Origin of the sequence: Streptomyces sp. NEAU-W12 (assembly GCF_026242095.1) — a bacterium.
In the GTDB taxonomy this organism is placed as follows: domain Bacteria; phylum Actinomycetota; class Actinomycetes; order Streptomycetales; family Streptomycetaceae; genus Streptomyces.
The window spans coordinates 88,811-104,659 of record NZ_JAPJDM010000006.1; the positions used below are offsets into that span (position 1 = coordinate 88,811).

The 15,849-nt window shown below is 72.6% G+C and carries 14 protein-coding genes; 10 read left to right on the top strand and 4 right to left on the bottom strand.

Going from position 1 to position 15,849, the window contains the following annotated elements; translation table 11 throughout:
- Positions 1-76 precede the first annotated feature (76 nt).
- Positions 77-757, bottom strand: a complete 681-nt coding sequence (locus ORI94_RS09395; protein WP_266073933.1) for an N-acetylmuramoyl-L-alanine amidase — start codon at positions 755-757, stop codon at positions 77-79.
- A 59-nt stretch (positions 758-816) separates the two neighbouring features.
- Here ORI94_RS09395 and mnmA point away from each other — a divergent pair, with 59 nt between their 5' ends.
- Complete coding sequence (gene mnmA / locus ORI94_RS09400) at positions 817-1,956, top strand: tRNA 2-thiouridine(34) synthase MnmA (protein WP_266073934.1); 1,140 nt, start codon at positions 817-819, stop codon at positions 1,954-1,956.
- Positions 1,957-2,293: 337 nt separating this feature from the next.
- On the opposite strand, the gene ORI94_RS09405 is transcribed toward mnmA, so the two are convergent.
- Complete coding sequence (locus ORI94_RS09405; RefSeq protein WP_266073935.1) at positions 2,294-3,073, bottom strand: alpha/beta fold hydrolase; 780 nt, start codon at positions 3,071-3,073, stop codon at positions 2,294-2,296.
- A gap of 80 nt (positions 3,074-3,153) precedes the next feature.
- On the bottom strand, positions 3,154-3,477 hold the full coding sequence (locus tag ORI94_RS09410; protein ID WP_266073936.1) for a DUF427 domain-containing protein: 324 nt from the start codon (positions 3,475-3,477) through the stop codon (positions 3,154-3,156).
- 174 nt (positions 3,478-3,651) lie between these two features.
- Here ORI94_RS09410 and ORI94_RS09415 point away from each other — a divergent pair, with 174 nt between their 5' ends.
- The 9 genes from ORI94_RS09415 (at position 3,652) to gatB (ending at position 14,778) form a co-directional block, all read left to right on the top strand.
- A complete protein-coding gene (locus tag ORI94_RS09415; protein ID WP_266073938.1) occupies positions 3,652-4,191 on the top strand; it encodes a TIGR00730 family Rossman fold protein in 540 nt (179 codons plus the stop codon).
- A gap of 61 nt (positions 4,192-4,252) precedes the next feature.
- On the top strand, positions 4,253-4,963 hold the full coding sequence (locus tag ORI94_RS09420; protein ID WP_266073940.1) for an SDR family oxidoreductase: 711 nt from the start codon (positions 4,253-4,255) through the stop codon (positions 4,961-4,963).
- A 208-nt stretch (positions 4,964-5,171) separates the two neighbouring features.
- On the top strand, positions 5,172-6,179 hold the full coding sequence (locus ORI94_RS09425; protein WP_266073941.1) for a methionine synthase: 1,008 nt from the start codon (positions 5,172-5,174) through the stop codon (positions 6,177-6,179).
- A 14-nt stretch (positions 6,180-6,193) separates the two neighbouring features.
- Complete coding sequence (gene ligA, locus ORI94_RS09430; protein WP_266073942.1) at positions 6,194-8,413, top strand: NAD-dependent DNA ligase LigA; 2,220 nt, start codon at positions 6,194-6,196, stop codon at positions 8,411-8,413.
- A gap of 278 nt (positions 8,414-8,691) precedes the next feature.
- Positions 8,692-11,040 (top strand): putative bifunctional diguanylate cyclase/phosphodiesterase, encoded by a 2,349-nt coding sequence (locus ORI94_RS09435; RefSeq protein WP_266073943.1) that lies wholly within the window; start codon positions 8,692-8,694, stop codon positions 11,038-11,040.
- Between the two features lie 176 nt (positions 11,041-11,216).
- A complete protein-coding gene (gene gatC, locus ORI94_RS09440; protein WP_042167914.1) occupies positions 11,217-11,513 on the top strand; it encodes an Asp-tRNA(Asn)/Glu-tRNA(Gln) amidotransferase subunit GatC in 297 nt (98 codons plus the stop codon).
- A 5-nt stretch (positions 11,514-11,518) separates the two neighbouring features.
- Positions 11,519-13,012: an Asp-tRNA(Asn)/Glu-tRNA(Gln) amidotransferase subunit GatA gene (gatA, locus tag ORI94_RS09445; protein ID WP_266073945.1), complete on the top strand. Its 1,494-nt coding sequence runs from the start codon at positions 11,519-11,521 to the stop codon at positions 13,010-13,012.
- Entirely contained in the window at positions 13,009-13,248 is a 240-nt protein-coding gene (locus ORI94_RS09450) for a hypothetical protein (protein WP_266073946.1), read from the top strand. Before gatA ends, ORI94_RS09450 begins: the two co-directional genes overlap by 4 nt.
- Before the next feature lie 15 nt (positions 13,249-13,263).
- Entirely contained in the window at positions 13,264-14,778 is a 1,515-nt protein-coding gene (gatB, locus tag ORI94_RS09455) for an Asp-tRNA(Asn)/Glu-tRNA(Gln) amidotransferase subunit GatB (RefSeq protein WP_266073948.1), read from the top strand.
- 126 nt (positions 14,779-14,904) lie between these two features.
- Here the strand turns inward: gatB and ORI94_RS09460 are convergent, their stop codons facing one another.
- A complete protein-coding gene (locus ORI94_RS09460; RefSeq protein WP_266073950.1) occupies positions 14,905-15,708 on the bottom strand; it encodes an SAM-dependent methyltransferase in 804 nt (267 codons plus the stop codon).
- Positions 15,709-15,849 lie beyond the last annotated feature (141 nt).

Consider the following 15,849-nt stretch of genomic DNA (forward strand, 5'->3'; position numbering starts at 1 on the left):
TTCCCATGATAGAACGCCCGTTTGTGAATGGAAGAGGGTGGCTTGAGGTTTTTGTCCATTTTTCGGGTGGTGGGGGTCAGGCCGTCGCCGTGAGCGCCCGACGTACGAGCTTCATGTAGCGCTCCCAGTCCCAGTGCGGGCCCGGGTCGGTGTGATCCGTCCCCGGCACCTCGATGTGGCCGATGATGTGCTCCCGGTCGACCGGGATGTCGTAGCGGGCGCAGATGCGGGCCGTGAGCCGGGCCGAGGCCTCGTACATCTCGTCCGTGAGGTCCTGCGGCCGGTCCACGAACCCCTCGTGCTCGATGCCGATACTGCGCTCGTTGTAGTCGCGGTTTCCCGCGTGGTAGGCCACGTCCAGCTCGCGGATCATCTGTGCGACGCGTCCGTCCTGGCCGACGATGTAGTGCGTCGCCGCCTGGTGCCCGGGGTCCTGGAAGGCCCGCACCGCGCTGTCGAAACTGCCCTGGGTGACATGCACGATCACCATGTCTATGCCGAAGTCGTCGGGTCGGTCCGCACGCCGCCAGTTGGCGTCCGAGGCCGCCACCCAGCGCGCGCCCGCGAAGTCGACGACACCGTCCTCACGCGGCTTCTCGACCCCGGGCACCCTCCACCACAGGCGGCCCAGCTCGTCCCGCGCCAGCACGGCCGTACCCGCGGCGGCGGTCACTCCGCCGACGATCAGGGCCCGTCGGCCGATGCGACGGTCCCCGTCCTTGGCGGCCCGGTCCCCGGAAGCTCTTCTCTCCCCCATGCGACCTCCAACGGATACCCGGTCGTTCCGGTTCCCGTGCCCCGTACTCTGGAGGGGTTATGACTGAGACCCCGCAGCCCTCCCGCCCCCTTCGCGTCCTGGCCGCCATGTCCGGCGGCGTCGACTCCGCCGTGGCCGCGGCCCGTGCCGCCGAAGCGGGACACGACGTGACCGGCGTCCACCTCGCGCTCTCCGCGAACCCCCAGTCCTTCCGCACGGGCGCGCGGGGCTGCTGCACCGTCGAGGACTCGCGCGACGCCCGCCGCGCCGCCGACGTCATCGGCATCCCGTTCTACGTGTGGGACCTCGCCGACCGCTTCCGCGAGGACGTGGTGGAGAACTTCGTCGCCGAGTACGAGGCCGGCCGCACCCCCAACCCGTGCCTGCGCTGCAACGAGAAGATCAAGTTCGCCGCGCTGCTGGACAAGGCCCTCGCCCTCGGCTTCGACGCCGTGGCCACCGGCCACTACGCGCGCGTGGTCACCCTGTCCGACGGCACGCGCGAGCTGCACCGCGCCTCCGACATGGCCAAGGACCAGTCGTACGTCCTCGGCGTGCTGGACGACCGGCAGCTCGCCCACGCGATGTTCCCGCTCGGCGACACGGTCACCACCAAGGACGAGATCCGCGCGGAGGCCGGGCGCAGGGGACTGGCAGTGGCCAGGAAGCCCGACTCGCACGACATCTGCTTCATCGCCGACGGCGACACCCAGGGCTTCCTCGCGAACCGGCTGGGCCGGGCCGAGGGCGACATCGTCGACGAGTCCGGCACCAAGGTCGGCACGCACGAGGGCGCCCACGGCTTCACCATCGGCCAGCGCAAGGGCCTGCGGATCGGCACCCCCGCCCCCGACGGCAAGCCCCGGTACGTCCTGGACATCTCCCCGGTGACCAACACGGTCACCGTCGGCCCCGCGGACTCCCTCGACGTCGGCGCGCTCACCGCGGTCGAGCCCCGCTGGTGCGGCACCGCCCCGGCCGGCCCCGGCACCTACACCGCCCAGCTCCGCGCCCACGGCGACGAGACCGAGGTCACCGCCGAACTGACCGACGACGGCATCCTGGAGGTGTCGTTCAGGGAGCCGGTCCGCGGCGTGGCCCCCGGCCAGGCCGTCGTCCTCTACGCGGGCACCCGGGTCGTCGGCTCCGCCACCATCGCCACGACGTCCCGCACGACGAGGACGCCCACGGCGGTCTGACCCGGGCGCGGTCCTGCCCGAAGACGTGAGCAGCCGGCGAACGAATGCCGCTCTGCCGCTCGGACGGGCGGGAGAGCGGCAGTGGGGGGGGAGTGGTCACGTCTTCGGGTGGGAGTGCTCCCTCCGGACGGGCGTGACCGTCACGGTGACGCGGGAACTCGTGGACGAGTCCGGTCTCCCCCACGATGCGGGAGTTGAACTCGTCGAGCTCCTCGGCCAGAACCACGGCTCGGGGATGGCCTGCCCGCCTGCCCGCCGGACGGGACGACGGGCGGGGAGGAGCGCCCGCGCGGCATGAAGGAGGACCGGGGTGCGGCGGTCCGGCCTCGCCGCGTCCTCATGACGTGAAGAAATCCGCCAACACCGGCGCCAGGACGTCCGGTTCCACCATGTGGGTCTGGCCCGCCAGGGTGCGGCAGGTGCCGTGGGGGACGGCGTCCGCGATGGCCCGGGCGGCCTCGCGCATCCAGGCCGGGCTCGCGTCGCCCGCGATGGACAGCACCGGCACGGGGACCGACGCCAGCAGCTTCACCGGGACGCCGCCGTCGCCCATGACCGCGTCGTCGTGGGCGAGGCTCGGCGCGATCGACTCCATCCCGGCCCACAGGGGGGACTGGCGGGCGCCCTCGATCACCGCCTCGCTCAGTCCGGTGAGGCGGAGGAAGAGCTCCACCGCGTCGCCGCGGCGTCCCTCACCCAGTGCCTCCGTCAGGCGCCGGGTGTACCGCGCGCGCTCCCTCAGATCCTCCTCGGACATCGCGTACGGCGTCTCGTACACGGCGACGTGCCGCACCGGCAGACCGCTCGCCGCCGCGCGCAGTGCCAGCGCGCCGCCCGAGGACACGCCGTACAGCGACGCCTGTCCGCCCACCGCCTCGATCAGCGCCGCCAGGTCCTCGACCTCGCGTTCCACCGCGTACGGGGCCGTGTCCCCGCTCGCGCCGCGGCCCCGGCGGTCGTACACGACGACCCGGAACCGCTCCGAGAGCGGCGCGGCCAGCGGGGCCACCGTGGCGCCCGTCGACATCGCGCCGCTGACGAGGACGACCACGGAACCCCGTCCGGCGCTCTCGTGGGCGATGGGGGTGCCGTCACGCGAAACGATGCTCTTGTCCATGTCTCAGCAGACTGCCGCACCGCGGCCGGATCGTCGGTGAGGCGGGCCGCGCGTCCGACGATCGCAACCCTTCTATCCGATCATCGGACTTCCACCTCGTAGAAGCACAGGTGGTCCTTGATGCCGGCGACGTCCGGCTTCGGGTCCGGGTACGCCCACACGAGGTCGGCTGTGCCCGGCCGTGACCAGTAGGACGCGGTGCCCTTGAAGGGGCAGTGGGTGCGGGTGTCGGACGGGGTCAGCAGGTCGAGCCGTACGTCCCCGGACGGGATGTAGTACCGCGGGGGACAGCCCGTCTCGCGCAGGACCAGCGCCCGGTCGCTCTCGGCCAGGACCTCCCCGCCGTGCACCACACGCACGTGCCGCTCGCTTTGTTCGAGGGTGATGCGATGTCCTGCGGTCATGGTCCACGCTCCTCAGTCGGTCGGGTCGGTCGGGTCGGTCGGGTCAGCCGGGTCAGGGGGTGTCCGGGCCGGCGGGGCAGGCCGAACGCCGGCCGGCCCGGGCACCGGACGGTGCAGCGTCCGGCGGACCCGCATTCTTCCCTCCTGCGCCGGACGGGCCCGTACCCTGGGCCGGTGAACATCTGTGTCTTCCTCTCCGCCGCCGATCTCGACGAGCGCTACACGCGCCCCGCACGGGAGTTCGCGCAGCTGCTCGGCAAGGGCGGCCACACCCTGGTGTGGGGCGGCTCCGACGTCGGTCTGATGAAGGTCGTCGCCGACGGCGTGCAGGAGGCGGGCGGCCGGCTCCTCGGTGTCTCCGTGGGGTTCCTCGCGGCGAAGGCACGCCGGGGCGCCGACGAGATGGTGATCGCCCCCGACCTGGCGGAGCGCAAGCGGCTGCTGCTGGAGAAGGCCGACGCGGTGGTGATCATGGTGGGCGGTACCGGCACGCTCGACGAGGCCACCGAGATCCTGGAGCTGAAGAAGCACGGGCACACGGACAAGCCCGTGGTCCTGCTGAACACCGCGGGCTTCTACGACGGGCTCAAGGCGCAGTTCCGGCGGATGGAGGACGAGGGCTTCCTGCCCCGCGCCCTCACCGACCTGGTGTTCTTCGCCGAGGAGCCCGTCGGGGCGCTGGCGTACCTGGAGGAGAGCCGGGGCATCGAGTGACCTGGCCCGGATCCTCGGCGGGAGAACCCGGTCCGGGTCTTGCCCCCAGGGTGGTGCGAGCATGGCGGGCATGCCTACACATGTGATCACCGGAGCCGGTTCCGGCATCGGCGCGGCCGTCGCCCGCCGGCTGCACGCGCGCGGCGACGACCTCGTCCTGCACGCGCGGTCGGCGGGACGCGCGAAGGAACTGGCGGCCGACTTCCCCGGCGCGCGGACCCTCGTCGGCGACCTGGCCGACCCCGACAGGCTCAGCTGGGCCCTCTCCCACCAGTCCCTCCCGGACCGGGTGGACTCCCTGCTGCACATCGCCGGTGTCGTCGACCTCGGCGAGGTCGGCGAGCTGACGCCGAAGACCTGGCGGCACCAGCTCGACGTCAACCTCGTCGCCCCCGCCGAACTCACCCGGCACTTCCTGCCCCAGCTGCGCGCGAGCCGCGGACACGTGGTCTTCGTCAACTCCGGCGCGGGCCTGGGCGCCCACGCCCGCTGGTCCGCCTACGCGGCCTCCAAGCACGGCCTGAAGGCCCTCGCCGACGCGCTGCGCGAGGAGGAGCACGCGGGCGGCGTCCGCGTCACCTCGGTCTACCCGGGCCGCACCGCCAGCCCCATGCAGGCCAAGGTCCACCAGCAGGAGGGAAAGGACTACGACGCCGGCAGGTGGATCGACCCCGAGTCGGTCGCCGCGACCGTCCTCATGGCCCTCGACCTGCCGAGGGACGCGGAGGTCAACGACCTGACCGTGCGCCCGGGGCCGGGCACCGGGCGCTGACCCACGGGCGCACGGCCGGACGCTCCGGGGACGCCGTCCCGCGGGGTGTGCGGGCCGTCGGGTGTGCGGGCCGTCGGGTGTGCGGACCGTCGGGGGGCATGCCGACCGCCCGCCCTGCGGCCGGGGCGAAGCCGTCCGTGCCGCCGGGCGCGCTCCCCGCGGCCCGGCCGGGACGCCGGCTCCGCCACCCGTTCCGTACGCTTCTCGGGTGAGCGATAACAGTCAGTTCAGGTTCGGGGCCGCGACCGGGGTCGGGTCCATGCCGGGCGGGGACGCCCGCGAGGCCGTCAAGACCGTCACCGGAAGCTTCGAGGACTTCCCCTTCCTGCCCGAACTGCCCGCCCGGGGACCCGGCGCGGACATGATCGGACGGACCGCCGGGATGCTCGTCGAGCTGTACGCGCGGGTGGAGCCCAGCGGCTGGCGGCTCGGGGACCGGCCCGGACGCGACACCAAGCGGGCCCGCTCCTGGCTCGGCGAGGACCTCGACGCGCTGGAGGAGTACACCCAGGGGTACGAGGGGCCGCTGAAGGTGCAGGCCGTCGGCCCCTGGACGCTCGCCGCCCACCTGGAGCTGCGCAACGGCGAGGCCGTCCTCTCCGACCCCGGTGCCTGCCGGGACCTGGCCGCCTCGCTCACCGAAGGACTGCGCCTGCACCTCGCCGAGGTGGGCCGGCGCGTGCCCGGCGCGCGGCTCGTCCTCCAACTCGACGAACCCTCCCTCACCGACGTCCTGCGCGGCCGGGTACGCAGCGCCAGCGGCTACCGCACCCACCGCGCGGTGGACCGCCAGCTCGTCGAGTCCGCACTGAGGGACGTGTTCGCGGTGCACGACGGCGGCCCGGTCGTGGTCCACTCGTGCGCGCCCGACGTGCCGTTCGCCCTGCTGCGGCGGGCGGGCGCGCAGGCGGTCTCCTTCGACTTCTCGCTTCTCACCGAACGTGACGACGACACGATCGGGGAGGCGGTCGAGAGCGGCACCCGGCTGTTCACCGGTGTCGTGCCGGGCACGGACGGCCCGTTGTCGGACCCTGCCGGTAGCGTCATGGGGGTCAGAACGCTGTGGCGCAGACTGGGGCTGCGACCGGGCCTTCTCGCGGAGGCGGTCACGGTCACCCCGGCGTGCGGACTCGCGGGGGCGTCCCCGGAGTACGCGCGCACCGCCTACGCGCACTGCGTCCGGGCGGCGAGATCCCTCGCGGACAACCCAGAGTGACGGAAGGACCCACGGTGGCGGGTGACCAGCAGGCGGAGACGACGAGCGTGCCGGCCGAGGCGCGGGAGCAGCACGCCCGGCTCGCCGAGCAGATCGAGGAGCACCGCTTCCGGTACTACGTGAACGACGCGCCCGTCGTCAGCGACGCCGAGTTCGACCGGCTGCTGCGCGAACTGGAGGCGCTGGAGGAGCGGTACCCCGAGCTGCGCACCCCCGACTCCCCGACCCAGAAGGTCGCCGGGGCGTACGCGACGGAGTTCACGTCCGTCCAGCACCGCTCCCGCATGCTCTCCCTCGACAACACCTTCAACGACGACGACCTCGCCGCCTGGGCCGAGCGCATCCACCGGGAGCTGGGCGAGCAGGAGTTCCACTTCCTGTGCGAGCTCAAGGTCGACGGCCTCGCGGTGAACCTCACCTACGAGCACGGGCGCCTGGTCCGCGCGGCGACCCGCGGCGACGGCCGCACCGGCGAGGACATCACGCCCAACGTGCGGACGATCACCGAGATCCCGGACCGCCTGAAGGGCGACGACGTGCCCGCCCTCGTGGAGATCCGCGGCGAGGTCTTCTTCCCGATGGAGGCGTTCCAGGGCCTCAACGCCCGCCTGGTGGAGGCCGGTGACAAGCCCTTCGCCAACCCGCGCAACGCGGCGGCCGGTTCGCTGCGCCAGAAGGACCCGCGCGTCACCGCCACCCGCCCGCTGCACATGGTCGTCCACGGCATCGGCGCCCTGGAGGGCTTCGAGGGCCTCACCCGCCTCTCCGAGGCGTACGACCTGCTGAAGACCTGGGGCCTGCCCACCTCCGCGCACAACCGCGTGGTCGACGGCCTGGCCGGCGTACGGGAGTTCATCGCGCACTACGGCGAGAACCGGCACTCCGTGGCGCACGAGATCGACGGCGCGGTGATCAAGCTCGACGAGATCCCGCTCCAGGGCCGCCTCGGCTCCACCTCGCGCGCACCGCGCTGGGCCATCGCGTACAAGTACGCGCCCGAGGAGGTCAACACCACACTGGTCAACATCCGCGTGGGCGTGGGACGTACGGGCAGGGTCACGCCGTACGCGCAGGTCGAGCCGGTCACCGTGGCCGGCTCCGAGGTGGAGTTCGCCACGCTGCACAACCAGGACGTGGTCAAGGCCAAGGGCGTCCTCATCGGGGACACGGTGGTGCTGCGCAAGGCGGGTGACGTCATCCCGGAGATCCTCGGCCCGGTCGCCGACCTGCGGGACGGCAGCGAGCGCGCTTTCGTGATGCCGGCCGAGTGCCCGGAGTGCGGTACGCCGCTGCGGCCGATGAAGGAGGGCGACGTCGACCTGCGCTGCCCCAACGCCCGTACCTGCCCGGCCCAGTTGCGGGAGCGCCTGTTCTACCTCGCGGGCCGCAAGGCGCTGGACATCGAGCACTTCGGCTATGTCGCCGCCGCGGCGCTCACCGGGCCCCTCGAGCCCGCCGACCCGCCGCTGAAGGACGAGGGCGACCTGTTCGACCTCACCGTCGAGCAACTGCTGCCCATCAGGGCGTACGTCCTCGACCAGGACAGCGGCCTGCCCAAGCGGGACCCGAGGACGGGCGAGGAGAAGACCGCCACCGTCTTCGCCAACCAGGAGGGCGAGCCGCGCAAGAACGCGGTGGCGATGCTGGCGAACATCGCGGCGGCCAAGGAGCGCCCGCTCGCCCGGGTCCTCACCGGCCTGTCGATCCGGCACGTCGGCCCGGTCGCGTCGGAGGCGCTGGCCCGGGAGTTCCGGTCCATCGACCGGATCGAGCAGGCCACCGAGGAGGAACTGGCCGCCACCGAGGGCGTCGGCGGCATCATCGCCGCCTCCGTCAAGCAGTGGTTCGCCGAGGAGTGGCACCGCGAGATCATCCGCAAGTGGCGGGCGGCCGGTGTCCGCATGGAGGACGAGGGGGCCGGCGAGGACGAGGGCCCGCGTCCGCTCGAAGGACTGACGGTCGTGGTGACCGGCACCCTGGAGCGCTTCACCCGGGACGGCGCGAAGGAGGCGCTGCAGACCCGGGGGGCGAAGGTGACCGGTTCGGTCTCGAAGAAGACGTCCTTCGTCGTCGTCGGCGACAATCCGGGGTCGAAGTACGACAAGGCGATGCAGCTCAAGGTGCCGGTCCTGAACGAGGACGGCTTCACCGTCCTGCTCGACGAAGGGCCGCGGGCGGCGGCCGACGCGGCGCTGCCCGTCGAGGAGCAGTCCGCGGAACAGCCGGCGGAGTAGGGGAGCGGCGGGGGAGCAGCGGGGAAAGGCCACCCGATCGGCGCATACCAGATGGATACGGGTGACTGGGGCGCATTCGGGCGACCGTCGGTGACCGGTGCCCCGGGAAGCCTTCCGCGGCCTACTGTTGGCAGGTGCGCCCGCCGTGCCCAGCTGCGGCCGGGGCGTCCCCGTGTTCGTGGCGGCACCGTGGAAGGGCTTTCTGTCACGGAGTCGCCGGGGGTTGTCAGGCATCGAGCCGTGTGGCGTGGGCACCGCCGGCTGTGAGAGGGACGGGAATGGAACCCACCGAGAGCGCCACCCCGGGTTCACGGCTGCGCCTGGGCCTGCGCCGCATGACGGCCGTACGGCGGCGCGGACGCGGGACCGGGCGGCCCGCGGGGCCTGTGGGCGCGAAGGGGCGCCCCGGGACGCGCACCGCGGACGCGCGCCCCGGGGTGCGCGGCACCGGACAGCGGGCCGCGGGGCGGCCGGCGGCCGGGCAGCCGGGCACCGGACGGGGCCCCGGAGGGCCCCCGCTCGCCACCGGACTGTCCGCGGACGGCCCCGGGCTGTCCGAAGCGCACACGCCACGGCACCTGTTCTGGCCCGCGCTGCCCACCGCGGTCGTCTCGGCCGCCGCGTTCGTGCTCGGCGCCGGCGTCCTCGGAGCGTTCACCGGCGGTCACGCGCTCTTCCCGTCCGGCCGCGTCGGCTGGTCCCTGGCCGTACTGACCGGGATCGTCGTCGGCCACCTGGTGATGCTGGGCCGCTCCCGCTGGTGGGGCGGCACCGGCTCGGGCGCCGCCGTCACCCTCGCCGTGCTGCTGCTCCACGGCTGGGTCCCGGCCGGCATGGTCAGCCTCACCGTGGTCGTGCTGGTCGGCATGGCCCGGCGGGGCCGCTGGCGGCAGAGCATCCTGCACGGCGCGGTCGACCTGCTCGGCATCGGTGCCGGCGCGCTGGTGCTCGCCCTGCTCGGGTCCGTACCGTCCGTCGAGTCCCCCGCGACCCCCGACACCTGGGGACTGCACACCGCCTTCGAGGTGGTGCTCGTCGCCGCCGCGTATCTCGTGGTCACCCGCACCCTCTACTGGTACCTGCACGTCCCGCGGGGCGGACTGCCCACGGTCGCCCGTACCGCCCTGGTCAGACAGGGCCTGGTCGCGGTGGCGCTGCTCGGCATAGCGCCGCTGATCTGCGTGGTCGCCGACGCCCGGCCGATCGTCCTGCCGCTGTTCGCCATCCCGCTGATCGCGCTCGACTCCATGCTGTGGATGGCCAGGGCCCGCGCGGAGGAGCAGCTGCGCGACCCGCTGACCGGACTGCCCAACCGCCAGTGGCTCCTCGAGCGCATCTGGACCGCGCTGGACGACGCCGAGCGCGCCGACGCCCGCACCACCCTCATGCTGATCGACCTCGACCGGTTCCGGTCGGTCAACGACACGCTCGGTCACCTCGCGGGTGACCGGCTGCTGCTGCAGATCGCCGACCGGCTGCGGCTGGCCCTGCCGCGCGGGGCGGAGGCCGCGCGGCTCGGTGGCGACGAGTTCGCCGTCTTACTGCCGGTCGCCGACTCCATCACGTCGGCGACCCGGGTCGCCCGCGGTTTGGTGTCCGCCCTCAGCTCGCCGCTCGACCTCGACGGCCTCACTCTCGTGCTGGAGGCCAGCGCGGGCGTCGCCGTCTTCCCCGACCACGCCCTCGACGCCGAGGGCCTGCTGCGGCGCGCGGACGTGGCGATGTACCAGGCCAAACGGGACCGCACGGGCGTCGAGGTCTACGAGTCCAAGCGGGACTCCAACACCCCCGACCGGCTCGGACTCCTGGGCGACCTGCGCCGGGCCCTGGACGCGCACGAGGTCCAGCTCCACTACCAGCCCAAGGTCCGCTTCGACGGACAGGTCGCGGGCCTGGAGGCCCTGGTCCGCTGGGTGCACCCGGAGCGCGGCAGGGTACCGCCGGACGAGTTCATAGCCATCGCCGAGTCCTCCGGCCTGATGCCGCAGCTCACCGACTACGTGCTGGAGACCGCCCTCGGGCAGGTCGCCCGCTGGCGTGCCCAGGGCCTGTTCGTGCCGGTCGCGGTCAACGTCTCCCCGCGCGACGTCCACAGCCCCGGCTTCGCCGGCTCCGTCGCGGCGCGGCTGGCCCGGCACGGGGTTCCGGCGGGATCCCTCCAGCTGGAGATCACCGAGCACGTCCTCCTGGAGGACCCGCAGCGCGCCGCCGACACCCTCAACGGACTGACCGGGCACGGCGTGAAGATGTCCCTCGACGACTTCGGCACCGGCTACTCCTCCCTCGTGCACCTGCGGCGGCTGCCCGTCAGCGAGCTGAAGATCGACCGCTCGTTCGTGGCCCGGCTGGCCGTCGACACCGAGGACGCCGAGATCGTGCGCTGCACCGTCGACCTCGCCCACTCGCTCGGGCTGCTCGTCGTCGCCGAGGGCGTCGAGGACGACGAGACCTGGGAACGCCTGCGCGACCTCGGCTGCGACGCCGTCCAGGGCTGGCTGGTCGCGGCCGCGATGCCGCCCGACGAAACCACGGCCTGGCTCCTCGCCCGCGGCTCCCGCGGCTGGCAGCGCCCGGCTGCCGCCGCCCTCCCGGCGGCAGCCACCGACGACTCCGTCCGCCCGGCCTGAAGCCGCGGGGCGTCCCGCTTTCGGGAGGCGCGGGGAAACCGTTTCACGGGCACGGGGCGGCGCCCCATAGGATTGGGCCAGCCGTCACCTTCCCGCCTGCCGCGCCACGCCCGGCCGCCCGGGACACGACGGCAGGTCCTAGCCCGAACCGCACACTCACCCCAGAGGAACGCTGCATGCCTGGCATCACGCGCGAGGAGGTCGCCCACCTCGCCCGGCTGGCGCGTCTGGAGCTGAAGCCCGAAGAGCTCGACCACTTCGCAGGCCAGCTCGACGACATCATCGGCGCGGTGGCCCGCGTCAGCGAGGTCGCCGACCAAGACGTACCGCCGACCTCGCACCCGCTCCCGCTGACGAACGTCATGCGCCCGGACGAGGTCCGTCCCTCGCTCACCCCCGCGCAGGCGCTCTCCGGCGCCCCGGCCCAGGAGCAGCAGCGTTTCAAGGTGCCGCAGATCCTGGGGGAGGACTGAATCCCATGACGGACATCATCAAGCTCACGGCCGCCGAGACCGCCGCGCGGATCGCCTCCGGCGACCTCACCGCCGTCCAGGTCACCGAGGCACACCTGGCCCGGATCGAGGCCGTCGACGAGAAGGTGCACGCCTTCCTGCACGTCGACCGCGAGGGCGCCCTCGCCCAGGCCCGCGCCGTCGACGAGAAGCGCGCCAGGGGCGAGAAGCTCGGCCCGCTGGCCGGCGTCCCCCTCGCGCTCAAGGACATCTTCACCACCGAGGGCATCCCGACCACCGTCGGCTCCAAGCTCCTCGAGGGCTGGATCCCGCCGTACGACGCGACGCTCACCAAGCGGCTCAAGGCCGCCGACGTCGTCATCCTCGGCAAGACCAACATGGACGAGTTCGCCATGGGGTCCTCGACCGAGAACAGCGCCTACGGACCGACCGGCAACCCCTGGGACCTCACCAAGATCCCCGGCGGCTCCGGCGGCGGGTCGAGCGCCGCGCTCGCCTCCTTCCAGGCCCCCCTCGCCATCGGCACCGACACCGGCGGCTCCATCCGCCAGCCGGCCTCCGTCACCGGCACGGTCGGCGTGAAGCCGACCTACGGCGCGGTCTCCCGCTACGGCATGGTGGCGTTCTCCTCCTCCCTCGACCAGGGCGGCCCCTGCGCCCGCACGGTCCTGGACGCGGCCCTGCTGCACGAGGTCATCGCCGGGCACGACCCGCTCGACTCCACCTCCATCGACGCCCCGGTCCCGCCGGTCGTCGAGGCGGCCCGCAACGGCTCGGTCACCGGCATGCGCGTCGGTGTCGTCCGGCAGTTCCGCGGCGAGGGCTACCAGGCCGGCGTCATCCAGCGGTTCGACGAGACCGTCGCCCTGCTGAAGGACCTCGGTGCCGAGATCGTCGAGCTGGACTGCCCGTCCTTCGACCTCGCGCTGTCGGCGTACTACCTGATCGCGCCGTCCGAGTGCTCCTCCAACCTCGCCCGCTTCGACGGCCTGCGCTACGGCCTGCGGACCGGCGACGACGGCACGCACTCCGCCGAGGAGGTCACCTCGCTGACCCGCGAGGCCGGCTTCGGCCCCGAGGTCAAGCGCCGCATCATGCTCGGCACCTACGCGCTCAGCTCCGGCTACTACGACGCGTACTACGGCAGCGCCCAGAAGGTCCGCACGCTGATCAAGCAGGACTTCGACACGGCGTTCGAACAGGTCGACGTGATCGTCTCCCCGACGACGCCCACCACCGCCTTCGCGATCGGCGAGCGCGCCGACGACCCGATGGCGATGTACCTCGCCGACCTGTGCACCATCCCGACCAACCTGGCGGGCAACGCGGCCATGTCGCTGCCCTGCGGCCTCGCGCCCGAGGACAACCTGCCGGTCGGACTGCAGATCATCGCCCCGGTCATGAAGGACGACCGCCTCTACAAGGTGGGTGCAGCCGTCGAGGCCGCCTTCGTGGAAAAGTGGGGCCACCCGCTGATCGAGGAGGCTCCGTCGCTGTGAGTGCACTGACCAAGGCCAAGGGTTTCAAGAAGTCCAGGTCCGGCACGTATCTGGCCATGGCCGGTACGGCGTTCGGCGCGATCGGTGTCGCCAAGCGCCTCAGGAAGGCGCGGCACGAGAAGGACACCCTGGTCCTGATCGACGCCACCGTGTCCGCCGCCGCGATCGTCACCGGCCTCGCCATCCTGTACCGCGAGCTGAAGCGGCTGGGCGACGACGACGTCCTGCTGGGCTGAGAGGGAAGTTACACCGTGACCACCACGACCGACCTGGTGTCGTACGAGGACGCGCTGGCGTCGTACGACCCCGTCATGGGCCTCGAGGTCCATGTCGAACTCGGCACCAGGACCAAGATGTTCTGCGGCTGCTCGACCACGCTCGGCGCCGACCCGAACACCCAGACCTGCCCCACCTGCCTCGGCATGCCGGGCGCGCTCCCGGTCGTCAACGCGACCGGGGTCGAGTCCGCCGTCAAGATCGGTCTCGCGCTGAACTGCGAGATCGCCGAGTGGTGCCGCTTCGCCCGGAAGAACTACTTCTATCCGGACATGCCGAAGAACTTCCAGACCTCCCAGTACGACGAGCCGATCGCCTTCAACGGCTACCTCGACGTGCAGCTGGAGGACGGCGAGACCTTCCGCGTGGACATCGAGCGCGCCCACATGGAGGAGGACACCGGCAAGTCGACGCACGTCGGCGGCGCCACCGGCCGCATCCACGGCGCGTCCCACTCCCTGCTCGACTACAACCGGGCCGGCATCCCGCTGATCGAGATCGTCACCAAGCCGATCGAGGGAGCGGGCGAGCGGGCCCCCGAGGTCGCCCGCGCCTACGTCCGTGAGCTGCGCGAGCTCATCCGGGCGCTCGGCGTCTCCGAGGCCCGGATGGAGATGGGCCAGATGCGCTGCGACGTCAACCTGTCGCTGCGCCCGCACGGCCGGGAGGAGTTCGGCACCCGCTCGGAGACGAAGAACGTCAACTCGCTGCGTTCCGTGGAGCGCGCGGCCCGCTTCGAGATCCAGCGGCACGCCGCCGTGCTGAACGACGGCGGGACGATCATCCAGGAGACCCGCCACTTCCACGAGGACACGGGGTCGACGACCTCAGGCCGCGTGAAGGAGGAGGCGGAGGACTACCGGTACTTCCCGGAGCCCGACCTGGTCCCCGTCGCCCCGTCCCGCGAGTGGGTCGAGGAACTGCGCGCCGGGCTGCCCGAGCTGCCGCTGGTGCGCCGCAGCCGGCTCCGTGAGGAGTGGGGGATCTCCGGCACCGACATGCAGGCGATCCTCAACGCCGGTGCGCTGGACCTGATCGTCGCCACGATCGACGCCGGCGCGGACGCGGCCTCCGCCCGCAAGTGGTGGATGGGCGAGCTCGCCCGCAGTGCCAACGAGTCCGCCAAGGCGCTCGACGAGCTGGCGATCACCCCGGAGCAGGTCGCCCGCGTCACCGCGCTGGTGACCTCCGGCGACCTGAACGACAAGCTGGCCCGTCAGGTCATCGAGGGTGTCCTCGCCGGCGAGGGCACGCCGGACGAGGTGGTCGACAGGCGCGGCCTGAAGGTCGTCTCCGACGACGGCGCGCTCACCGCCGCCGTGGAGGAGGCCATCGCCGGCAACCCGGGCGTCGCGGACAAGATCCGCGGTGGCAAGGTGGCGGCGGCCGGCGCGCTGGTCGGCGCGGTCATGAAGGCCACCCGCGGCCAGGCGGACGCGGCCCGCGTCAAGGAGCTGATCCTGGAGAAACTGGGCGTCGCCGAGGGCTGATCCCCGAACGCCGCACGGGAACGGAGGAGGGGGACGCACCGGGTTCGACGCGTCCCCCTCCTTCATGCGGCCGGCTCCCGCACGGGGCAGGCGTTCCAGGCGGTCGGCGCCGCACGTCCCACGCGGTCAGAAACGGCGTCCCACCACCCGGGCGAAGCCCAGCGCGCGGCCCTCGTCCACGCGCAGCATCCGCGCGTTCTCACGGCTCGACCGCACGTGGAACTCCTCCGTGCTCTCCTCGGCGACGACGTCGCACCAGAGCAGCCACTCCCGCCAGCCGTCCGGCAGCCAGTCGGCCGTCTCGACCTCCACGGCCGCGCTGCGGGTCCAGTGGCGACGCCACCAGGCGGGGGTGTGGAAGCACCAGAACGCGGGGTCCCAGAAGGGCTTCAGGTGCTCCGGCGGCTCGATGCCCCCGCCCTCCTCGCGCATCGCCGGGACGACGACACCGATCCGCCCGCCCGGCTTCAGCAGCCGGGTCAGCGACGGCAGATACAGATCGTCGGTGCCGAAGTACTGGTACGCGTCGATGGAGACGATCGCGTCGAAGCTCTCGTCGCCGAAGGGCAGGTCGTGCGCCTCGGCGAGGACCGGAAGCACCCGGTCGGAGACGCCCGCTCCGGCGATACGGCGCGCGTTCTCCTCGGGCCTGACCCACAGGTCGGCCGCGGTGACCTGGACGTCGTACTCCCTGGCCAGGAAGACGGACGTCATGGCGCGTCCGCAGCCCAGGTCGAGCACACGGGCGCCGGGGCGCAGGGTGTCGGGGCCGAGGGCCGGGGCGAGCCACTCCAGCAGCCACAGCGCGTGCGGGCCCATCGTGTTCTCGACGGTCCAGCGGGCGTCGTAGGTGCTGCTGCGCGGGTACCGGGGCAGCGTCAGGCGGCTAGCGAGGTCGTCGTGCGGGGTGTGCGATGTGATGTCCGACATCGGTGAACGGGCTCCTCGGGTCCGTGCAAGGGGAAAGGGCTGCGTCGGAGATCGGGCGGACCGTCATCGGAGCACCTGCTTCGGCCGGGGCGGCGGGCTGCCGCGGAGCATCGGACCGACGGACGCTAACAGGCGACCGCA